Origin of the sequence: Desulfoluna spongiiphila (assembly GCF_900101345.1) — a bacterium.
Lineage (GTDB): Bacteria > Desulfobacterota > Desulfobacteria > Desulfobacterales > Desulfolunaceae > Desulfoluna > Desulfoluna spongiiphila.
This window is the reverse complement of the sequence record NZ_FMUX01000012.1, coordinates 17,893-38,432: the sequence shown is the minus strand read 5'-3', so window position 1 is coordinate 38,432 and position 20,540 is coordinate 17,893. Positions and strand designations below refer to the sequence as shown.

Here is a 20,540-nt window from a genome sequence, read left to right as displayed (position 1 = left end):
CCCCCCTCTTGTCTAAAAATAGTGCTTATGCTAAACCCTTTTTCAGTCAACAGGCGTTCCTTCCAGAGGACTTACCGCGTAACCATCCGGCGGCACCTCATACAATAGACACCCGCGCCGACCAGGCACAATACCTTGCGGGAAATCAGACTGTTTGCCTTTTTCGGCACCCGGCAGTGTGCGTGAGCGCCCGTATAGTCACACGCCGACGCCACGGACATATCTTAAAGGAAAGATCATTGAAGTTACTAAAACTGACGGTTTTACTTTTGGCAATTGGCTATTTTTCCGGGTGCATCGCAGCAAAACAGGGTGGCCCTGCTCCCCAAAACGCCCCAGCCAATGGCGCACGCTATACCCCCCTTGAAAACAGGATAAAAGAGATCGAGCACGCGTTAGGCGCCCGTGTGGGGGTCTCGCTGTATGAAGTGGAAACGTCAGAGTCATGGAGCTATAAAGGAGACATCCGCTTTCCGCTGATGAGCACGTTTAAGACATTGGCCTGCGCCAAAACCCTTCTTGATGTGGAACAAAAAAAGGTATCATTCGACGATTCAGTCGTTATAGAGAAAACGTCACTCATCACATGGTCACCGGTAACCAAACACCACGCAGGCCAGGCGTTCTCATTGAAACAGGCATGCGCTGCCATGATGATCATGAGTGACAACACGGCCGCAAATATCGTTTTAGATAAAACGGGTGGTCCAACGGCGTTGACAGCATTTATGCGCTCTATTGGTGATGCCGTCACCCGGTTGGATCGCATGGAGCCGGAGCTGGGTGAAGCCCTTGAAGGGGACGTGAGAGATACAACGACACCGAATGCGATGGCGGACAGCCTGCACGTCCTGCTTTTTGGCGATGTGTTGTCAAAGGCCTCAAAAACACAGCTCACACAGTGGATGAGGAGCAATAAGATCTCGGGCAGCTTGCTTCGTTCCGTACTTCCAGATGGCTGGACCATTGCCGATCGATCAGGGGCCGGCGGTCATGGCTCCAGGGGGATAACGGCTGTTGTCTGGCCTGAAACGCAGCCGCCATTTATCGTCTGTGTGTATTTAACACAGACAAAGGCCTCTTTTGACGAGCGAAACAAAGCGATTGCCGAAATAGGCCGGGAGCTTTTCAAGCTGTATGAGTAGCAACGCCGACGGACAGGCCCTTCCCTATCCTTCACGCCATAAGGAGCCTGTCCATCGTATGGATTTGTCCGGGCCTTTCAAAAGGCCAGCAGCCGTTTGTCCGAAGTGGAATAAAACAGACTGCCAAGCAAAGGGAAATCATTGTGATTGCATCAGAAAAAGAGGCGTTATGTCTCGTAAAAGACATGGGCGCGTCTGAACATTTGCTGAACCATGTCAGACTGGTTGGTGAGGCTGCGCAGATGCTTTTGCACCAATGTGAAAAACTGAACGTCCCCATCGATTCAGAGTTTGTTAAAATGGCTGTAGTCATTCATGATGCTGGCAAAATCGTCCATCCCCATGAGATATCGGCCCCCGGGTCCAACCATGAACCCGCGGGAGAAAAAATGCTTCTGGAAAAGGGTATCTCCCCCACGTTGGCTCGATGTTGCCTGTCCCATGCCCGATGGCAGGACATGGAATGCTCTCTTGAAGAACTGATCCTTGCGGTGGCTGATACACTGTGGAAAGGCAAACGGATCGACTCCCTGGAACTCCGGGTTATTGATCATATCGCAGGGAGCCTTAAAAAAGATCGATGGGATGTTTTTCCAGCACTGGACTCTCTGTTTGAAGCCATCGCAAACGATGGCGACAATCGCTTGAGTCGAAGCAAGGGCGGTTAATCCGGCATGCCATCAGCGCCGGGGCTGGACTATCGTTATTCGGAGCACAAACGCTAAACAAGACGCACATGCTTTCACCCCCTCAACGCCACCCTTGCATTGAACAAAGCAGCCATGACAACCTGCTGTTTCTTCGCAAACATTCACGCATTCAATTTCCCAGGACTTCCAAGCCCTTCTTTTCCGGGCGTCCTTGCACCGCCTGCAATGCCACCCCTACCATCACCTCCGGGCAGGACCCCGCGGCGTTGTCCTTGTCTTATCCTCAGCATATATGATAAACTCTTGGAAAGTCATAAAGATTCACCCCATAAAACTTCCCGTTTTTCATTTCAGGTTCCCCCATAAGATCACGTCCATGCCAATACCGGGCGAGCACACGAAAGTGGAAAAGGGCGTTTCAAAGCAGCCCTCGTTCCTCACACCACGTAATAAAACCTCACTCAGGCGAGTGTTAACAAAAAATATTGGAGGGCCAAATGAATTCTGGTCTTTTCGAATCCTTGCCTATTACTTGGTTCTATCTTGGTACAGCTATGCTCATGCTTGGATTTTATGAAGTGGGCTGTCAGATCGGCTTACGCGCGAAAGCCCGCCAGGACAAGGATGCCGAGACGTCCTTGGGGCCCATGGTTGGCGGCTTGTTGGGAATGCTGGCCTTTGTTCTGGCCTTCACCTTTTCCATGGCCCTGTCCCAGCACGACCTCAGAAAAAAGAATGTTCTCGAAGAAGCCAATGCGGTCGGCACAGCATACCTGAGATCCGACCTGATTGATACGCAGCACGGAGCGGAAGTGAAGCGGCTCTTAAAAGAATATGTGGACATTCGCCTGAAGGCGGCCATGAACCGCGCAGACATACATGTCGCGCTGGAAAAATCCGTCGAAATCCATGACCTCATATGGATTCAGGTTTCAGCCGCAGCGTCGGAAAACCCCACCACAAACACCGCACTGATGATACAGGCCACCAATGACGTCATCGACATGCATGAAAAACGGGTAACGGTTGCCATCCACAACCGGATTCCCCACAGTGTCTGGGTAGCGCTGGCTGCCATCACGGCCCTTACCATGCTGACCATGGGCACTCAGGTTGGCCTCACCGGTAAACGAAGATTCGTCGCAGTGATCCCCTTGCCCCTTGCTTTTGCGGTGCTCATGACCCTCGTCGTGGACCTCAATCGCCCTCAATCCGGTCTTATAACCGTGGGGCAACAGTCAATGATCAATCTTCAAAACACCATGGGACACGAATAAAAACAGGCCTTGGTACAAGCCATGCTCAATACCATTGCTCAATTTATGCCTTTCGTCGGGACCGTCGTACTGGTTGGAGCCACCCTGTGGGCCATCTTCTGGCTCCTCATCGGCAGGCACTCAGCCCTTGGAGATGAATTGAAGTTCCCTCGTCAACTCATCCTCCTCGGCCTGGCCATCATAGGAGTACTTGTCACCCTCCTTGTTTTGCCCGTAAGCGAAAACGCCCGGAACCAGTTGATAGGGTTCATGGGAATTTTAATATCCGGGGTCCTGGCATTTTCCTCCACAACCATCACCTCCAATCTTATGGCCGGGGTGCTGCTTCGCATAACAAAGCCATTCAGGGTCGGTGACTTCATCCGCGTCGGAGATAATTTCGGCCGGGTTTCCGAGCGGGGGTTGTTTGATACGGAAATCCAGACAGAAACACGTGACCTGATTGCCCTGCCCAACACCTACTTCATCAACAACCCGGTGACGACCACCCGCAACTCCGGAACCATCATCTCTGCAACGCTCTCCCTCGGCTACGATGTGAATCACCTCGAAATCAAGCGCCACCTCACCCAGGCAGCCCAAGCATGCGACCTTGAAGAGCCCTTCGTGCATATCCTGGAGCTGGGCGATTTTTCCATTACATACCGCCTGTCCGGTTTCCTCGGAAAATCAAAACACCTGATTTCCGAGCGTTCGAATCTGTACGGCTCCATATTGGATACATTGCACGCAGGCGGAATAGAGATTATGTCGCCCTCCTACATGAACCAGAAAAAACTTCGTGATGAGACGCGTGTGATCCCTCCCGCCCGCGCGGTTCACCCACCCGAGGAGGAAAAAACGCTGGCAGAAGACATTGCCTTTGACAAGGCCGAAAAAGCGGAAGAGTTAGAGAGGCAAAAGCAGATGTTCCTCAAAGAGATTGAGGAGTTGGAGAGCAGCTTAAATAAAACCACGGATGAGTCAGCAATAAAGAAAAAAAAAGACGCCATTGAGACAAATCGAAAGCGCCTGAAACTACTTATAGAAACATCCCGGAAGACCAAAGCCGACACCGAATGATTCGATCATTCCCCTAATTTTCAAGGCCTTCCACCAGCCGTGGCTGGTGGAAGGCCTTATTTTTATAAGATTCCTATATTATGCTGTTTTGAACCCAAGACAGTCGAGAATCCTCGGAAAAACACCCTGTGGAAAAATAAACGATTTTACTCTGCCTCATCCATTTTTTTCTGTAACCAGGCCAATGTTTCCGGAAAGGTCTTGAAGGTCACGGCCGTGCCTGTTTCATCGTAGGACTCACCGATAATACTGGCCCTGGTTCTCAGTTGACCCAAAACATGACCTTTTGCGTAAGGGATCACCATCGTGCCTTCGACCATGTTCCCCTGAAAAAAATCAAGGATTTCCTTTCGAACCGAGGCCACATCCTCGGGGTTATGGGCAGAAATAAAAATGCCGTCGGGGAATTCATCCTGCAGCGCTTCCAGCTCTTCTGTTGTGAGCTTGTCCCTTTTGTTCAGGATCAAACGGCTCGGGATATCTTCTCCCCCGATCTCCTCCAGGACCGATTTCGTGACCTCCAGCTGCGACCGAAATGCGGGATCAGAGGCATCCACGGTAAACAAAAGCAGCGATGCGGCCAGGGCCTCATCCAGGGTGGATTGAAATGAGGCCACCAGGTCGTGGGGTAGTTTCTTGATAAACCCAACGGTATCCGAGACGAGAACGGGCGGAAAAGCCTCCGGCTGCATGGATTTCACGCGGGTGTCAAGGGTTGCAAACAGTTTATCTTCAACCAGCACGTCGCTGCCGGTGAGCTTTCGCATCAGCGAAGACTTTCCGGCATTGGTGTAGCCGACAAGGGAAACCTGAAAATTTTCTTTCCTGCGACTGCGCCGCCTGACCTGCTCCTTGTGAATATCGACAAGGCGTGCCCTGAGCTCGGATATGCGATCCCGGATGCGCCGCTTGTCCAGTTCGTGGGACGTCTCCCCTGCCCCTTTGGCCCCGATGCTCCCGCCTTGACGATCCCCCCCCATGCGCGAAGCCCGTATCCTCGGCGCCAGATAAACCAACTTGGCAATCTCCACCTGAATGAGGGCCTCCCGGCTTTTGGCGTGGCGGCTGAAGATTTCGAGGATGACTCCGGTTCGGTCCAACACCTCAACCCCGGTGGCCTCCTCAAGGTTCTGCAGCTGCTTGGTGGTGATTTCGCCATCATAGATGACAACATCGGCATGGGCGGAGTCCGGTGCCATGGGGCCACCACTTGAGACCCCGTCATCCGGATCATCCAAGCCGTCGGAGAAATCATCCTCGTCCACGTCGTCACAGTCCGTGTCCTCTGACTTTCGACTGAACCCTTCGACAACGCCGGTGCCCCCGGTATAGGCGGCAAGCTCTTTCAATTTGCCTTCCCCCACAAGGGTTCCCGTGTTCGGCTTTGGCCGGCGCTGCGTCAGCGTGGCCACGACCTCAAGCCCCATGGTTTTGACAAGGCGCTTCAGTTCAAGGAGCGACGACTCGTTCTCGTCGTCGGAAAGGCCTTGGGTTTGAACTGAAAACAAGACCGCCCTCTTTTTTCCGTCGTTGTGCTGTGATTGATGAATCATCGTTTGGTCTGGCCATCCGTATTCAGTTTAACAGGTTGTTTTTATCTGTCCGAAGGGATCTATCCTCATTGTTCCTGCTGTGGTCTACCCCATTGTGTCACAGGAACGCAACAGATCAAACGCCTGTCTGTTTTTATGTGCCACGGGGCACCCACCCGATGAAGCCCTCTACGGAAATGAAATATCAAAACCAAAGGGGGGACAGGCACGATACGCCCCCCACAAATACTCTCATCGCCAAAACCAGATAGCTTTTTATTGCAGCACATTCGTCTCCATAGTATATATAATTAATTTTTTTATATTGTTCCAAGCCATTACCTCTCGCAAATACACAACAAAAATAAAATTATTTCTAATCCTTAACCATATTCGCCCAATGCGTGTTTTCAACAAACCACAGAGGTGCTCACCTTAGGAATCGGTTCCGGCGCACGGTATCACCGACATCAAGTATAGACGGGAGACAACAATGAATAGTAGAAAAGCCGCAACATGTTTAGGACTTGTAACACTTATTATCATTCTGCTTTGTTTACTGCCTGAAAGCATACTGGCCCGGGCCGGGGGAGGAGGCGGAGGGGGCGGTTTCAGTGGCGGTGGGAGTGGGGGTGGGGCTGGCGGGTCACTCATCGCCATTCTCCTGGCCCCATTTCTTTTTGTCTATTCATTGGTTATGACCATCCTGCTCGCCAAAAAAAACACAAAGAGCAAAGCCCTTCTGTCCCGGCTTGAAGCACTGGACAGCTCATGGGACATGAACAAAACCAAAGCACGTATTGAAATGGCTTTTTTCAAGGTTCAGGAAGCGTGGACACGTCGAAACCAGGAGGTTGCAAAAGCCTACATGAGCGAACGCCTTTACAACAAACACAAGACCCAGACAGACCAGATGCTTTCCCAAAACAGGCAAAATATCCTGGAACAGATAAACCTGACCAATGCTCAAATTGTGGAGGTGGCGGACTTCAAGGACGATACCAAGGACCGGCTCTGGACTTTTATCCGTGGGAGCATGATCGATTACACCATTGATACGGAAACAGGAGACATTCTTTCCGGTAAATCCGATACAGCGGAGTCTTTCCAGGAGTTATGGAAGTTCATGAAGAACGATAAAAATGAATGGATACTGGATGAAATAGACCAGAATATCGAATTCACGGATTTAATGGGCTTCACCTCGTTCAGCGAAGAGTTACCGAAACAGGCCTAACCCTTCAGACCATTTACCTTCCTTTCCCCTGCAGATACACCACGGCGCCCCCTCCTGGAGGGAGGCGCTGTGCCGCACACAAAAAACCCACCCAATACCAACGGCTCTCCGCTTCCTTTGTTGCAGGATCGAAACGCCTTATTCCAGGGAATCGACACCACCAAAGGACTCATACCAGTCGACTTTCCTTGTGATGACCATGATGGCGACAAGAATCAGGAACAGACCAGCCGAGCCCAATACCAGAGATAAGTTTTCGAGCTGCAGGATGACGTAAAAGGCCCCGAAAAGGACAGACAGCAGCATGGAAACAATGACGGAGTCCTTTGCGCCGGAGAGAAAACCCGCAGAGTAAAACCCGATGGATGAAATGCTCGCGACTCCGGCAATAAGATATGCACAGGAAAACCCAAGATGCTCGGACAGGGAGAGCAGGAGCAGGTAAAACAGGGAAAGGGAAATACCGACCAGGATATAGTGCATGGGGTGAATACGGCTCTTTTTCACCACCTCAAAAATAAAGAACGTTAAAAAAGTAATGGTGATGATCACCAGGGCATACTTCACCGACCGCTCGGATTTTGTGTAGAAATCCACGGGCTGGACCAGCTGCACCCCGAAGGAAAGGGGATCCAGAGTCGATGAAGAGATGAATGCATGCTCCTTGCCCGACGTCCAGGCCCGGGCAAGGAGTCCGTCGTAATTGGTCACATCCCAGTGGGCGGTGAACCCGTCCGGGCTGATCTCCCTGGATGTGGGAAAGTATCGGCCCTGGAATCCGGGATGCTCCCAGGTGGAGCTAAGATCCACGATATTGGTGTTGCCCACGGGGGTGACATTCAGCCGCCCGGCTCCCTGCAAGGGCAGGTAGATCTCAAAGGAGAAGGGGTGAACACTGTCGTCCGGCGAGCCCTGAGCATGAAGTGCTCGCCCCAGGGCACTGTTTTCAAGCAACACCGAGGCGTGAAGGCCATTTATTGGGGCCCCCGGTGTCTTTCCGTGACGAATTCGGCACGGCTCATCCTGCCAGAGAAACCGGGCCTTGCTCTGGACCCCCTGGAGCTGCGAAATCCCCGCACTTAAAAAGGCTTTGTCCCAGAGGATCCTGTCCACGGCCGGTTCGCTCTCAAAAAACGAAGGAAGCGCAAAGGTTCCCTTCAGCGTGATTTCCGATTTATAGACAACCACCTCGTAAATTCCCCGTCGCCTCTTTTCCGGGACCAGTTTTCCCGAGGCTTCAAGTGCTTCGGGCATAAAGTGGACATAGCGGGTCGCATTCTCCTGGTCGACAAAGGGAATGGTCAGCACAGGACCGGTGACCGTCTGCTCTCCGCCCCAGGTTTTGGAGACCTCGCGGGCAGCCTCCATGCCCCGCGTCCTCCGCTCGGTGACAAGTGATTTTATGGCGGTGAGCGGCACAAACATCACAACAACCAACACGGCGATAATGCCGGTTTTCTTCAAAAACAACGCATTCATGGTCCACGTCTCCTGCTGATTTTTTATTGATATGATCGACTGTCGAGGCTATAAAATCAGGGCCGGAAGGCGTGTGCCTGTCTGCATGGCCCAGGTGGAGCTCCGAAATCGCCGGCCCCAATGAGGCCATCACACGCACACCCTTTTTAGCCCGGGGACATGAACCCAATATGAAGTGGATATGAAAAGAGTATAAATTATGGATTCTCTTGTCCTGATCGTGGAAGACGAACCGGCCATTGCCGAGAACATACGATATGCCCTGACCACAGAAGGGTTTGAGACCCTGTGGCAAACCGAAGGGGTGGGTGTCCTGAAGCTCCTTGAGGAAAGGCGTGTGGATCTGATCGTTCTGGATATCGGCTTGCCCGATATCAACGGAATGGAACTGTGCAAAGCCATCCGAAAAAACCACACGGTACCTATCATCTTCCTGACGGCAAGGTCCCACGAAGTGGACAGGATTGTCGGGCTTGAAATTGGGGCGGATGACTACATGGTCAAGCCCTTCAGCCCCAGGGAACTGGCTGCAAGGGTCAAGGCCATTTTGCGAAGGACGGCCGTGGCCACCGCCCCTCCTCAGAAAATAAAGGGGGATCAGCTCTTTCAGGTAGACGAATCACGCCTGAAGATCAGCTATTTTTCCACCCCCCTTGACCTCTCCAGGTATGAATACAGGATGCTGTCTCTTTTTATTTCCCGGCCAGGCCAGATCTTTTCCCGGGACAGGCTCATGGAGAGGGTCTGGGACGAGCCGGGCATGAGCATGGACAGAACCGTGGACGTGCATATCAAAAACATCCGTGCCAAGCTCAAAAAAATACGGCCGGACATGGATCCCATCCGGACACACCGAGGCATCGGATACTCCCTGAAAGAGACGTCATGAAGCTTGCAGCCCGGATCCTCATCGCCTTTTTCCTGATACTCTCCCTTGGATTTTACTATATCACCCACGATACCCTGACCAGCATACGGGGCCGCTACCTGGAAGGTGTGGAAGAGTCCCTTGTGGACGGAGCCCGAATCATGGCTGCCATTGTCTCCCATGACATGGAAACCGGCACTTTTGCCCCCGACAAGCTCCGGGGTGCGTTTGCCCATGCCTATGCCCGGGAATTTGCCTCAAAAATTTATCACCTGAACAAAACCAGCGTGGACATGCGGGTCTATATCACGGACAACCGGGGAATTCTTCTCTTCGACTCCCTGGACAAAGAGCCGGCGGGTACCGATTATTCACAATGGCGCGATGTCTCACTGACCCTCGAAGGAAAATACGGCGCACGATCAAGCCGCGAAGGCGTCGACCCGAATGCTCCGACGGTTCTGTATGTTGCAGCCCCCATCCTCATCGAAGACCAGATCAAAGGGGTCCTCACCGTGGGCAAGCCCACCACCAACATCAACAGTTTTTTGCTTATTGCCAAATCAAAAATCATCAAACGAAGCATCATCGCCCTGACTGTGGCCCTCGTGGCAGGTTTATTCCTCATCCTCTTCATCACGCGTCCCATCAAAAGGCTCACCCGGTATGCCGAGGATATCCGAAACGGAAAAAAAGCGGCCCTGCCCAGCCTGGACCAAAGTGAAATCGGCGAAATGGGACGGGCCTTCGAAAGCATGAAAGAGGCCCTTGAAGGACGCCAATACGTCGAAACCTACGTCCAGACCCTCACCCATGAAATCAAAAGTCCCATCTCGGCAATCCAGGGGGCCGCAGAGCTTTTGGAGGAGGAGATGCCGGCACCGCAGCGCCTGCGCTTTATCCGCAATATCCAAAATGAGTCCAGGCGAATCCGGGAGCTCGTTGACAGAATGCTGGAGCTGGCAGCCATCGAAAACATGAAGGGGTTGAAGCAGGTCGAGCCCGTGGCCTTCCACTGCCTGACCGACAGCGTCACCGAACGGCTATTGCCCCTTGTCACCCAAAAAAGAATCCATCTCGTCCAGGAAATCAACCGGGACCTTACGGTCACAGGGGATATCTTTCTGTTGAAGCAGGCCATCTCCAACCTCATCCAGAATGCCCTCGATTTCAGCTCCCCCGGTGAAACCATCCGCATCGCAACCGACAGCACAGGTTCATTGGCCTTTTTTTCGGTTGAAGACCGGGGACCCGGCATTCCCGACTATGCCCAGAGCAGGCTCTTTGAAAAATTCTTCTCCCTGCAGCGCCCCGGGAACGCCAAAAAAAGCACCGGCCTCGGGCTGAACTTCGTCAAAGAGATCGCCGAGCTGCACCGGGGTGATATCACGATAGAAAACCGAACCGGTGGCGGTGCCCGGGCGACCCTGACCGTGCCTGTAGCCTAACCCGGAGAGTCCATGAGAAAACGACGGATTCAAATGTGCTCGTATTTCGATTGATTTCGCCTGAAATGCATGCACCCGAAAAGTTTTTGCGGTGCTTTATCCAAAAAGCGACCCGCCGGAGGCAACTTGCAGTTCAATGCGTTTGCCCTGCCCCCAGCTCTGCATGATGGATGACTTTTCCCATGGATGCTGTATACTCGTTTGACGCGGCAGGCGTCTCTTCCAAGTACTCTTGCAGAGACTCGCAACCAACGGCCGAGGCTATCCAAGCGGTCGTGTTGGATAAAAAAAAATACTATACATTATCAATAAAGGATAATTAAGATGTCTAACAATGAGGATTTACTGCGAATCAACGCCAACGTCAGCATCACCACAGCCACCCTGCAGGCCATTGTTGCCAACGTCAAACGCAAAACCGGGAAAGATGAGCGGGGAATTTACCGCGTGGACACTGCGGACGCGGTGAGCGATATGATCACAAAGTTCCTGCTCGAACAGGATTTTGAGTCCTATGCCATGGACGAAGCCAACTACTGATGCCTCCCCGCACAAGCGAGGCACACCATAAAAAAAGGCGAAACACATCGCCCGCAAACCTGTGTTGCGGGCGACGCCCGGACCAGGCCCCGAATCAGGAAAAAATATCGCTGGGCTTATAGGGGTGCGTGCCTTCCACCACCTCCACCCCGGCCTTGGCCTTGATCTTGTTGATCAGGGTCTCGCTGTGGGGACAGTGGTCGGTGATACAGGGGGCAATATGAACCTTGGTGGGGGTCTCACCCATGGGCTTGTTCCACAGGTTCACCTGGGCCAGCCGCGTCACGATGGTGGCCCCGGGGCAGTCCCCGCAGTTCAAGAGCCCCATCAGCTCGGCGTCTTCTTCATACCGCTGAAACTCGCCTTCACGGCGGTTGAACCCCACCATGCACCGCGAACAGCCGATACACACATCATCCATGGCCTTCTTGCAACCGACAATCAGAATCTTTTCCATGTGCTCCTCCGAAGGTTGATATGATCAGGCCCCGGGCACAACACAATGGCTGGAATCCGTGGATGTGAGCTGCCATTCTGGTGCTGCGGATTCCCACCCCGCCACACATGCCGGGTTGAAAATACCCTTGCCATCGAGCCCTGGACCTTTACTTTCCAGCCCACATTTCCTACGCTGATAATACTTAAGCCATATCTCTATAGATTTGCAAGGAAGGGATTATTTTAATCAGGAGTCAAAACACTATGAACCTGTTCATTACCGGCGCGGCAGGTAATCTGGGTGGGATGCTCGCATCGCATATCGTGGCCGAAAACGCCCCCGCCAAGCTGATCTTGATGGAACACCGAACCCCCGTGAGCAAGGCCCTGCGCAACAACCCCGAAATCGAGATACGCAAAGGGGACCTTGCAAGGCCGGAAACGCTGAAGGGTTGCCTGCACGGCGTGGACACCATTGTCCACTTTGCCGGAGTCCTCTTCAAGGCAGGCCCGGAAAAATTCCTGCCCACCACAAACACCCTATACTTTAAAAATCTTGTGGACGCGGCAAAGGCCGAAGGAATCCGGAAGGTGATTCTTATCAGCTTTCCCCACGTGGAAGGCCCGACAACAAAAGCCTCACCCGCGACAGGACATCTGGACGGCTCCCCTGAGTCCGTCCACGCACAGACACGCCTTGCAGAAGAGAAATACCTCTTTCGTGAAATGGAGACACCCATTTCCCTGCGTGCGGGCATGGTGTACGGCAGGGGCATCCTGATGATAGATGCGGCACGGTGGTGCGCCGCACGATCTCTTCTCGGGGTATGGCGCGACCCCACCCCCATCCACCTCATCTCCCGAACAGACTTTTGTCGAGCAGTCGTGGCCGCGGCAACAAACAAGGAGGCAAAAGGCATCTACCATGTGGGCGATGAGGGGGACGACACCCTGCAGTCGTTCCTCGACCTATCCTGCGACCTGTGGGGCATGCATCGCCCCTGGCGGATGCCTATCTGGATGATCTACACCGCCGCAGCCGCCTGTGAAGGGTTCTCCAGGCTCTTTGGAACCCGCAGCCCGCTGACCCGTGACTTCATCACCATCGGCCGGGTGGGATACCACGGCGACACCCGACGGTTTCGTGCCGAGTTGCTCCCTGAGCTGGTTCACCCCACCGTGGACTCGGGCCGTGAGCTGTTGAAGACAGGGCCCCCACCTGCAGCCCAGACAGCTTGAGGACGGGTTCACCCAAGGCATAACATATCCGGGTTCCGCCCTTTCGCCTCAGCCCATGGAATGCGTTCAGGCATCATGGACAGGCCTGAGCCCCCTCTTCCTTTCTCTTTTGCTCATCCGATTCATTTCTGCTATAGTCCGTCGTTTTTTGCCGGAGCCATACCTGTCGGACGCATGTCACATGCCCTTTCCCCACGGTCAAAAGCACCTGCCAAGAAGAATAAGAAAACCGTTTACCCCGAGATTAAAAAACAATCATGACCCACCAGTCATGCCATCTGAATTAAGCCCATTTGCGGAGTGTTTCCATGGAGCAGTTTCATACAACAAACAAAATAACCTTTGACCCCCAAGACATCCGGTCTATCAAGACGGGTCTCCAGACATACGGTCGTCTTATACGTTCTGAAGAAGCCTTTACCGAGGACATGTTCTCCTACTGCAACGTATATGTCGAAACCGAGTCCGGGACGGCCATAACCCTTTCGGACATCGAAAACACCTCCCTTGCCGAGGAGGTCTACCGGTTCAAAAGGGGCTCGGCCGCACCCGTGGAGAGCACCCGCCTCGACGAGTTTCTCTATTCCGAGACCCACCTCTTTCTCAAGGCCTGTGACCACCCGGAGCTAAAGGCAGAAATCCTGGACGCGGCCATGGCCATCGTGGAGTACGCCCGCAAGCAGAACGACACCTCGGCCATGTGGATTGACGATGTCGCCGTGTTCGGTGTGGACATCCTGTACATCATTGCACGCAGGTTCCCCGAGTACACTTATCTCCTGGGGGCCTATTTCATCCCTTACTGGGACACGGAGCACGCCGACTACATTCTGGGCTACCTCCCCATGCTCGTACGCCGGTGCGGCATCACCCGGGACCTCATCAAGGCCTTCTGTTACTGCGACAACGCCGAGGTACGAACCATGATGTTTGCCTCCCACGGCATGGACACCGAAGGGATGATGATCGATGCATCGGAAGAAGAGCGCGACCTTCTGCGGCACCTTCGCAAGCACCCCGACGACCACGCCTACTTCAAAGAGGCCATGAAGGAACGGTTTGCCAGCCAGCCTTTCCTCCAGTACAGCGAAGATGAACGGGACCATGTGGAGCGCCCCATTGACGGGTTTTACATCACCATGCTCACCAGCGGCGAAGAGTATGTCGATGAAGACGACCACCTTGAAATCCTCAGCCGAAAAGGGGTGCGGGACCAGGCCGACAACGAGGCAGCAGAACTCCACGACGAGATCGAGGCATTCCTGGGTCGTCCCCTGGTCTCTCCACGACCCGCCGAAGAAGAGGATGACGACGACTGTTATTACTACCGTGGAGAGGCCACGGAGCAGTGGCAGTCTTTCATTGAAGGGGCCTTTGACAACGGGGAGGCCATCTGGGCTTATGTTGAGCACGGGCATAAACCTGAGGTCCTTGACACCCTGGCGCCCTGCGATCCCATGGACCTGGCCGGAAAAGGCAATCACAAAATCCTGAAAACCTTTACCTGGCATGTGGGAGGGTTTGACAGCCTCCTTGAAGAGTTCCACGCCACCATCCGGGACCTTGTCTACGACCACTGCGACGAGGACCTCACCTCCTCAGAGGTCGCCCGGGGAGAACAGTGCATCCTCCGATTTTTAGATGTGTTCCACCGGTTTTTCGGTCAACAGCCCTTTGCCATGGACACGGTGGATTTCATCACCGATGAATGGGAGATGCTATCCGAAGCGGACTTCCAGACCCGATACGGCTCAGACTGGCGCCAGGCTTTCAAGCAGAACCTCAGCACCTTCACCGGAGACAACGACAACGTCTTCGGCAAAAACCTTACCGCCTGTACCAGGCTGCTGCGCGAGCACCGGGAGGACGCCACGTCCCTCCTGGCCGATCTCTTTTCCCACAAAGATCCAGGCCTCATGACCCTTGCCGCGTGCGCGCTTCACACCGACTTCACCGAAAACGCCCACGACACCCTCACCGATACCCTCGTCACCTACGTGGAGACCCATTTCCTCCCCTTTTTCTTTGACGAGGTGGAAGACCACTCCAGCTTTATCTGCGCAGAAAAAGCCCAAAAGCTCCGTGACCCGAACCGGCCCGAGCACATGCGCCCCACACAGGAAGAGGCAGAAAGGCTGGAAAAAGCCCTGGCAGACTGGAACCGAGTCAAAACCTACGTCCGCGGGGTGAAGCCTGCGGCCCCTCCAAGGGACCTCATCATGAAAGCCATGAAGGTGGGCAAAGAGGGACTCACCCCCGAGGAGCTGGCTCAGCTCCAGCCCCCCAAGGGGGAGCGCCTCACCCACGAGGAAGCCCTTGAGATCATGAAAACCCGCCTTGGGGTCCGCGAAAGCCGAAGCCATGCCAGGCAGGCCCATTATGAACTCTTCACTGGCGTCTCCGACCACATCCAGAAAATCCAGATCACGGCCTATTTCCTGGCCCTCATGCCCCTTTCCATCAGCAAAGCCGCTTCGCGCGCCCTGATGCTCATGGCTGATCTGGCCCCGGTAAAGAGCCTGCGAAACCTGAGTTTCATCCACCGGGCCTCCTACCGCGATGAGTTCATGGACACCGTCACGGACGAAATCACCTTTGAGGACAACCTGGAGAGGCTCAAATTTCCAAAACCCGGTATCTGGGCATGGAAGGTGGAGCGGTGCCAGAACAACGAGGACAAGGCCTCCCTTTACCACAGCCTCATGGAGATGTTCACCGAAGGGGAGACAGAGGAAGACCGCAGCTTCTTCGGAAAAATCCACGCCAACAACAAGCGGGACCTCAGGGACGGGCTCGGGCTTCTGCCCAAGTCCACACAGCTCCATTTTTTCAAAGACACCCAGGAAGCCTTTCCCGACTTCGGGTTCGACCTGGGCCGGCAACTCTTTTTCGACACCCTCACCACCGTGCTCAACTCAAGCCTGACCTGCCCGGAAAGCGTCTTTGTCAGCCGCGCCCGAAGCCATGGCGCCATCCTGTCAGTGGCAGACCCCACAGCCAGCGCCCCCATCCTTGGGAAGGTGAGTCCTGTCCCCTCCGAGGCCGAAGCCCTGGAGCAGGCCGAGTTGGAAGAGGCCGCCAACCCGGGGGACAACGGCTACCGATGGCTTCTCCTCCAGGAAACCGACACCGGATACGTCCCCCTTCTCCGCCCCTGGATAGTGCCCATCCTCTTCAGGGAGATGGCCCAGGGGTACGGCTCCTTCCTGTACAGCACCCGTGTGGCGGTGGTCTCGGCCTCCTGCCCCCCTGAGCTGATTGAGAGCCTGCACCAGGAAATGACCCGGGATTCCTTCAAAGCCGCCATGGCCGACGATGCCCTGGCCTATGTCCGTGGAGAAAAGCCCTTTGACGAGGTGGCCCCCATCGCCGCCCACGCCATTGAAAAGCTCTCCTTCGAGATGGAGAGTTACTACGACTGCAGGATAAAAGACTTCATCTGGACCATAGACGAAGCCACGCGCCTCCGCGCCCTCACCTTCCTGGCAGCGGCAAGCCCCGAAGGCCTTGAAGCGGGTTGGGAAGAGTTCCAGGGATCCTTTGGCGCGTATATCGCCTACGTCAAGCAGGTGAATCCCCCTGTACATTGCCTCTTTTCCTTTATCCTGGACTGCAGGGAGGCAAAGGCCCTCTTGGAACTGGCAAAGGAAGCGGATCTCGTCCCCTGCCTTGCAGGCCTCAAGCCCCAAAAACGCCTTGAGGCCCTTGAGCTGATCGACGAAGAGCCCTCGGCCCTGACCCTTCTCCTGGCCTTTAAAGACGACGGTTCAAGGCAAATCCGTGACCTGGTGGCCCGAGCGAAAAAAGCCGCCCCCGAGGCACAAGCCCTTCCCAGGCTGACCCTTGTGGACTTCGGGCCTTACGCCCTGGAGCCTGACGCCTGCGACGAAACGCCTGCACCGGGTGCCTCGGTCATGGCCCACAACCCACGGATCCTGGAGGAGACCCTCCTGATCCCGGCCCAGGTCGGTACCAGCTTCGGTATCCGGTTCACCTGCAACGACGCGGACGCCCCCGAGGTGCTGTCCCATCGCGTGCGGATTCTCCACCCCGCCCTTTCGGGTGAACAGGGAGCCGTCACCAGCACCGAATGGGCTCAAAACGGTGTGGGCCAGGGACGCATCTTCGCTGGCTGGACCTTTGAGACGGCAGCCGAATGCGTTCCGGGCATGTGGACCATCGAAATCCGGGACACGGACAACTCCCAGACCCTGCTCGCGCAAACCTTCCGGGTGGTGGCCCCTGCCGCCGCGCCTCCCGGACTGGAGCGCATTATCCGGGAAGGGGCCGCCGCCCCTGGGATCGAGGAAATCCAGGCCCCGGGAGCCCTCCACCTTATTTCAGGAGAGCTCGTGGTCTGCGATGCAAGCCATCCGCACAAGGCCATCAGCCTGGTTCACCCCCTGCCCAACGGCACCCCCTCGGTCCGTCTCCACCTTCAAAAAGAGACCCGAAAGATGGCCTTTGGCGAAATCAGGTACAGCAACGACGCCGTTGCCAGCTGGCACCCCGCGCCTTTTTCCCATGGAAAGACAGGAAACTGCCCCGATGTCTGCATCACCTCGGGAACCCTCTGCATCATGGACCGGAAAACCCACGACCTGTGCATGGCAAAACAGGTCTCCTTCGGGGAAGCCCCAGGCCCCCTCATGCAGCCCGACCCGGACAAGGCCCACAACGCCTTGGTGTTGAAGGCAGGCACCTCACGCGTCACCTGCCACGGCGGGTACAATGTCTCAGGGGAGTTGGCCACCTTGGCCTTTGCTTTTGATGACTAAATTATGGTGATGCCTTACCTGGGCAAAGTGCATAAAAAAGCCTGCGGCACAAACCATGCCGCAGGCTTTTTGAAAGCTTGTTGTAACTGTTCAGCCGCTAAAAAGAGGCCCCATGGGGTGCCCAGCATAAAGAGCCTGTCCCCTGTTTCCTGTCCCCTGTTTCCTGTTTCACTGTTTCTGAGTCCACCGGGCCCTGATTGATTGCCAGGGTCCGGAACTTTTCCCACCAAAACAAAAAACGCCGTGCCCATGGGGCTTCCCATGGTGCACGGCGAACATAAAATCGCGCGTTGCTATGACTTAAAAATTAAAATTATTCATGACGTCGCTGAAACCGTCCACCACAGTGGCCACCTGATGGGCCATCATGATATCCCGCAGCAAAAACACTGCCACCATGGCCCAGATACCATAGGTACAGACCTGCAATTCCAAGCCGGTGCTCTCGGTTTTCTGCTTCATCAACAGGGCCACGCCCGCTACGGCCACGGGGACCATCAGCCACCAGCGGATGGAGAGACCTCCGATAAAGCAAAGAATAACAAAAAGAAGGATCAGACCAACACCCGCAAACGTCAGGGGGTTGAACGTCTTAATGGCCTCCATGGCCTGCTTCTGATCCATCGGTTCAGTCTGGGTGGTCTCTGTCTGTTGTTCGTCCATCATGTCCTCCGTCAATCAACGTCATTCATTTCCGGGACACCAAGCAAAGAAGCCCAATACTTCGCATCCCCCTGCAGCCAAAAGCCCGGTGTACCAGGAGACATTCGTGGTCGGCCCGGGGCTTCGAGCCAAAAACAAGACATCCAAGCCAGTGATTACTCTTTTAAGAGTAAAATTACAACACAATCTCCGCAAAACAAGCCCATAAACATAAGGCGTTACAAAATACCTCTAAAAGGTTCCTTCACCGGAATCAAACAGCACAAATCCAATACCTCTCATGATCAAAATACATAGAAAAGCACACCTTCTATGGTGAAAGTGCATGGAAGAAGGCCTCCGGCGGCGGGGTGTGCCACCTCGAAAGCAGGTAACGAATGCGTTTTCCCCTTCGTTCCTCAGGGAAAATCGCACTCGCTATTGATTCAGATTAAACCGAATCTGTTTATCTAATTTTTCAAAAATTTGTCCCCCGGCAGGGCCGCCGGAGGCACCTTTAACCGAGTGGCCTCCGGCGGCAGGGTGAGCCACCTTGAAAGCGGGTTTCCGCTGCGCTTTAACGGTCACCCGAGGGGCCAGGCAAAAAAAAAGCCTGCGGCACAAACTGCTGCCGCAGGCTTTGGTTGACCGTCTTTTTGTCTTGGTCAAACCGCCGAGTAATAACTTGAAGGCACACCGGTGTAGCGCCCGATGTAGCCAGGAAACCTCTTTTCGCCCTGCTCCAGTATCTCCCGGGCCTTGTCCGGCTGGTTGAGTTCCGAGTACACGATAGAGAGGTCATAAAAGGAATCCATGTGCCGGGGCGTGGCCGCCTCGGTGGCCTTGAGAAGGCTTGCGATGCCTTCCTCCGTCCGATTGAGCCGGTGAAGGCTCAGCCCTAAACCTTTCAAGGCGTACGGGTTCTCCGGGTCCATTTTAAGGACCTCTTCGTTGGCCTCCTTGGCCTGGGTAAAGTTGCTCAGGTTGTAACTGACAAAGCCGAACAGCTCCAGGGCATCCAGCCGCTGGGGAGCAAGCTCCAGGACGCGCTTCAGGGTCAGGGAGGCGAGCTGCCATTTCTGCTGATTGGCATACGCCCAGGCCGTCTCCATTAGCTCTTCCGTGTCGGTATATACCGCCAGTTTTTCCCGGGTGACCTCCATGGTGGTGTGGTAGACGCAGTACTGGTTCTCCGCATGGATGGACCCGTTCAAGGTCAATCGGGTGTTGGGACAGCCCCCCAGGCAGGCATCGCCATAGGCGCACTCTCCGCAGAGGCCGCTGAGGTCCGATTTCTTGAGGCTGCGGGACCAGTTGAACGCATCGGGATCGTTCCAGATCTCTGTCAGCGGGCGCTCCCTGATGTTTCCCTCGATCATGGAGGCGTCTCGGATGGACGTGCACCCCAGGATATCCCCGTTATGGAGGATGCCGAAACTTCGCTTGCCCGCGTTGCACCCCTGCCACAGCACCGCCGTGGGGACATTCATGCTGATCTGACGGACGATGCTCTCTTTCTCCGTGTAGTACCCCAGGCAATCAGCGGGGAACACCTTGATGCGCCCTTCCATCGTAACCTGATGGGAGTAGTCGATGAGGTATTCGATGACCGAGGGATCCACCACAGACTCCCGATCTTCGGCTATGTTGCCCATGGGCAGGCCGATCTGGATCTGCCAGAGGTCCACGTTGTTTTCAAGGAGGATTTCTTTTATCTCGTCGAGCTGGTGGAGGTTGTGCTTGGTCACCGTGGTGTTGGAAGCGCTCACATGGTTGCAGGCGTTGAGGACCTGAAAGGCGCTGATCACCTTGTCAAAAGCCCCTTTTTTCCGAATGGCGTCGTGGGTCTCACGGTTGCCGTCCAGGGAGATGGAAATGGTCTCCACCCCGTTGGCCTGGGCCGTCTTCACCATCTCCTCGTTAACCAGCCAGCCGTTGGTGATGATGTTTGGCTTGATGCCGTTGGCGGTGAGTCGACCGGCGAGCTTCGGCCAATCCGTTCGGGTCAGGGGCTCCCCCCCGGAGAGGGTAATCCACTTGAGTCCCACCCTCTTCAAGTCATCACAGAGGTCCAGGGCCTCTTCCGTGGTCAACTCATCCGGCAGAGGCTCCGCACAGGACGACCCGCAGTGGTCGCATCGCATGTTGCACCCCATGGTAATTTCCCAGACAGCGGTAACAGGCAAATAATCCATGCTCCGATCC

At 54.8% G+C, this 20,540-nt stretch carries 16 protein-coding genes; 10 read left to right on the top strand and 6 right to left on the bottom strand.

The features are described from left to right. Window positions 1-296: 296 nt before the first annotated feature. The 4 genes from bla (at window position 297) to BLQ12_RS16035 (ending at window position 4,134) form a co-directional block, all read left to right on the top strand. Window positions 297-1,145 (top strand): class A beta-lactamase, encoded by an 849-nt coding sequence (gene bla, locus BLQ12_RS16050; protein WP_092212104.1) that lies wholly within the window; start codon window positions 297-299, stop codon window positions 1,143-1,145. Window positions 1,146-1,288: 143 nt separating this feature from the next. After that, the gene (locus tag BLQ12_RS16045; RefSeq protein ID WP_217640331.1) at window positions 1,289-1,813 is read left to right on the top strand and encodes an HD domain-containing protein; all 525 of its coding nucleotides are present in this window, start codon (window positions 1,289-1,291) and stop codon (window positions 1,811-1,813) included. A 479-nt stretch (window positions 1,814-2,292) separates the two neighbouring features. Beyond that, window positions 2,293-3,072, top strand: a complete 780-nt coding sequence (locus BLQ12_RS16040) for a bestrophin-like domain (RefSeq protein ID WP_139164003.1) — start codon at window positions 2,293-2,295, stop codon at window positions 3,070-3,072. A gap of 21 nt (window positions 3,073-3,093) precedes the next feature. Next, the gene (locus BLQ12_RS16035; RefSeq protein WP_092211871.1) at window positions 3,094-4,134 is read left to right on the top strand and encodes a mechanosensitive ion channel domain-containing protein; all 1,041 of its coding nucleotides are present in this window, start codon (window positions 3,094-3,096) and stop codon (window positions 4,132-4,134) included. Window positions 4,135-4,280: 146 nt separating this feature from the next. Here the strand turns inward: BLQ12_RS16035 and hflX are convergent, their stop codons facing one another. Continuing rightward, complete coding sequence (gene hflX, locus BLQ12_RS16030) at window positions 4,281-5,642, bottom strand: GTPase HflX (protein ID WP_217640330.1); 1,362 nt, start codon at window positions 5,640-5,642, stop codon at window positions 4,281-4,283. 517 nt (window positions 5,643-6,159) lie between these two features. On the opposite strand from hflX, the gene BLQ12_RS16025 reads away from it, so the two are divergent. Beyond that, window positions 6,160-6,903, top strand: coding sequence for a Tim44 domain-containing protein (locus tag BLQ12_RS16025; RefSeq protein WP_092211867.1), 744 nt, complete (start codon window positions 6,160-6,162; stop codon window positions 6,901-6,903). A gap of 138 nt (window positions 6,904-7,041) precedes the next feature. Here BLQ12_RS16025 and creD read toward each other — a convergent pair whose 3' ends face one another. After that, on the bottom strand, window positions 7,042-8,382 hold the full coding sequence (gene creD / locus BLQ12_RS16020; protein WP_092211865.1) for a cell envelope integrity protein CreD: 1,341 nt from the start codon (window positions 8,380-8,382) through the stop codon (window positions 7,042-7,044). A gap of 199 nt (window positions 8,383-8,581) precedes the next feature. Here creD and creB point away from each other — a divergent pair, with 199 nt between their 5' ends. The 3 genes from creB (at window position 8,582) to BLQ12_RS16005 (ending at window position 11,238) form a co-directional block, all read left to right on the top strand. Then, complete coding sequence (gene creB, locus BLQ12_RS16015) at window positions 8,582-9,271, top strand: two-component system response regulator CreB (protein WP_092211863.1); 690 nt, start codon at window positions 8,582-8,584, stop codon at window positions 9,269-9,271. Continuing rightward, window positions 9,268-10,698 carry a two-component system sensor histidine kinase CreC gene (gene creC, locus BLQ12_RS16010; protein WP_092211861.1) on the top strand — a complete coding sequence of 477 codons (1,431 nt, stop codon included), beginning with the start codon at window positions 9,268-9,270 and terminating at the stop codon, window positions 10,696-10,698. Before creB ends, creC begins: the two co-directional genes overlap by 4 nt. 324 nt (window positions 10,699-11,022) lie before the next feature. Next, a complete protein-coding gene (locus tag BLQ12_RS16005) occupies window positions 11,023-11,238 on the top strand; it encodes a hypothetical protein (RefSeq protein WP_092211859.1) in 216 nt (71 codons plus the stop codon). 94 nt (window positions 11,239-11,332) lie between these two features. Here the strand turns inward: BLQ12_RS16005 and BLQ12_RS16000 are convergent, their stop codons facing one another. After that, window positions 11,333-11,695, bottom strand: coding sequence for a CGGC domain-containing protein (locus BLQ12_RS16000; RefSeq protein WP_092211857.1), 363 nt, complete (start codon window positions 11,693-11,695; stop codon window positions 11,333-11,335). A 245-nt stretch (window positions 11,696-11,940) separates the two neighbouring features. Between BLQ12_RS16000 and BLQ12_RS15995 the strand changes: the two genes are divergently transcribed. Continuing rightward, window positions 11,941-12,915, top strand: a complete 975-nt coding sequence (locus BLQ12_RS15995) for an NAD-dependent epimerase/dehydratase family protein (RefSeq protein ID WP_092211855.1) — start codon at window positions 11,941-11,943, stop codon at window positions 12,913-12,915. Between the two features lie 308 nt (window positions 12,916-13,223). Further along, window positions 13,224-17,693 (top strand): DUF3859 domain-containing protein, encoded by a 4,470-nt coding sequence (locus BLQ12_RS15990; RefSeq protein ID WP_092211853.1) that lies wholly within the window; start codon window positions 13,224-13,226, stop codon window positions 17,691-17,693. Window positions 17,694-17,707: 14 nt separating this feature from the next. Here the strand turns inward: BLQ12_RS15990 and BLQ12_RS15985 are convergent, their stop codons facing one another. From BLQ12_RS15985 to BLQ12_RS15975, 3 genes are all read right to left on the bottom strand, one after another. After that, window positions 17,708-17,944: a hypothetical protein gene (locus BLQ12_RS15985; RefSeq protein ID WP_092211851.1), complete on the bottom strand. Its 237-nt coding sequence runs from the start codon at window positions 17,942-17,944 to the stop codon at window positions 17,708-17,710. A 49-nt stretch (window positions 17,945-17,993) separates the two neighbouring features. Then, the gene (locus BLQ12_RS15980; protein WP_139164002.1) at window positions 17,994-18,359 is read right to left on the bottom strand and encodes a hypothetical protein; all 366 of its coding nucleotides are present in this window, start codon (window positions 18,357-18,359) and stop codon (window positions 17,994-17,996) included. A gap of 641 nt (window positions 18,360-19,000) precedes the next feature. Continuing rightward, entirely contained in the window at window positions 19,001-20,530 is a 1,530-nt protein-coding gene (locus tag BLQ12_RS15975; RefSeq protein WP_092211847.1) for a radical SAM/SPASM domain-containing protein, read from the bottom strand. Window positions 20,531-20,540: the final 10 nt, after the last annotated feature.

Excerpts from the sequence above, each read along its gene's own strand:
- BLQ12_RS15975 (WP_092211847.1), bottom strand. The coding sequence starts at position 20,530 with ATGGATTATTTGCCTGTTACCGCTGTCTGGGAAATTACCATGGGGTGC.
- BLQ12_RS15980 (WP_139164002.1), bottom strand. The coding sequence starts at position 18,359 with ATGATGGACGAACAACAGACAGAGACCACCCAGACTGAACCGATGGAT.
- creB (WP_092211863.1), top strand. The coding sequence starts at position 8,582 with ATGGATTCTCTTGTCCTGATCGTGGAAGACGAACCGGCCATTGCCGAG.
- creD (WP_092211865.1), bottom strand. The coding sequence starts at position 8,382 with ATGAATGCGTTGTTTTTGAAGAAAACCGGCATTATCGCCGTGTTGGTT.
- BLQ12_RS16005 (WP_092211859.1), top strand. The coding sequence starts at position 11,023 with ATGTCTAACAATGAGGATTTACTGCGAATCAACGCCAACGTCAGCATC.
- BLQ12_RS16000 (WP_092211857.1), bottom strand. The coding sequence starts at position 11,695 with ATGGAAAAGATTCTGATTGTCGGTTGCAAGAAGGCCATGGATGATGTG.
- BLQ12_RS16025 (WP_092211867.1), top strand. The coding sequence starts at position 6,160 with ATGAATAGTAGAAAAGCCGCAACATGTTTAGGACTTGTAACACTTATT.
- BLQ12_RS15985 (WP_092211851.1), bottom strand. The coding sequence starts at position 17,944 with ATGGGCACGGCGTTTTTTGTTTTGGTGGGAAAAGTTCCGGACCCTGGC.
- BLQ12_RS15990 (WP_092211853.1), top strand. The coding sequence starts at position 13,224 with ATGGAGCAGTTTCATACAACAAACAAAATAACCTTTGACCCCCAAGAC.
- BLQ12_RS16035 (WP_092211871.1), top strand. The coding sequence starts at position 3,094 with ATGCTCAATACCATTGCTCAATTTATGCCTTTCGTCGGGACCGTCGTA.
- BLQ12_RS16040 (WP_139164003.1), top strand. The coding sequence starts at position 2,293 with ATGAATTCTGGTCTTTTCGAATCCTTGCCTATTACTTGGTTCTATCTT.
- creC (WP_092211861.1), top strand. The coding sequence starts at position 9,268 with ATGAAGCTTGCAGCCCGGATCCTCATCGCCTTTTTCCTGATACTCTCC.
- BLQ12_RS15995 (WP_092211855.1), top strand. The coding sequence starts at position 11,941 with ATGAACCTGTTCATTACCGGCGCGGCAGGTAATCTGGGTGGGATGCTC.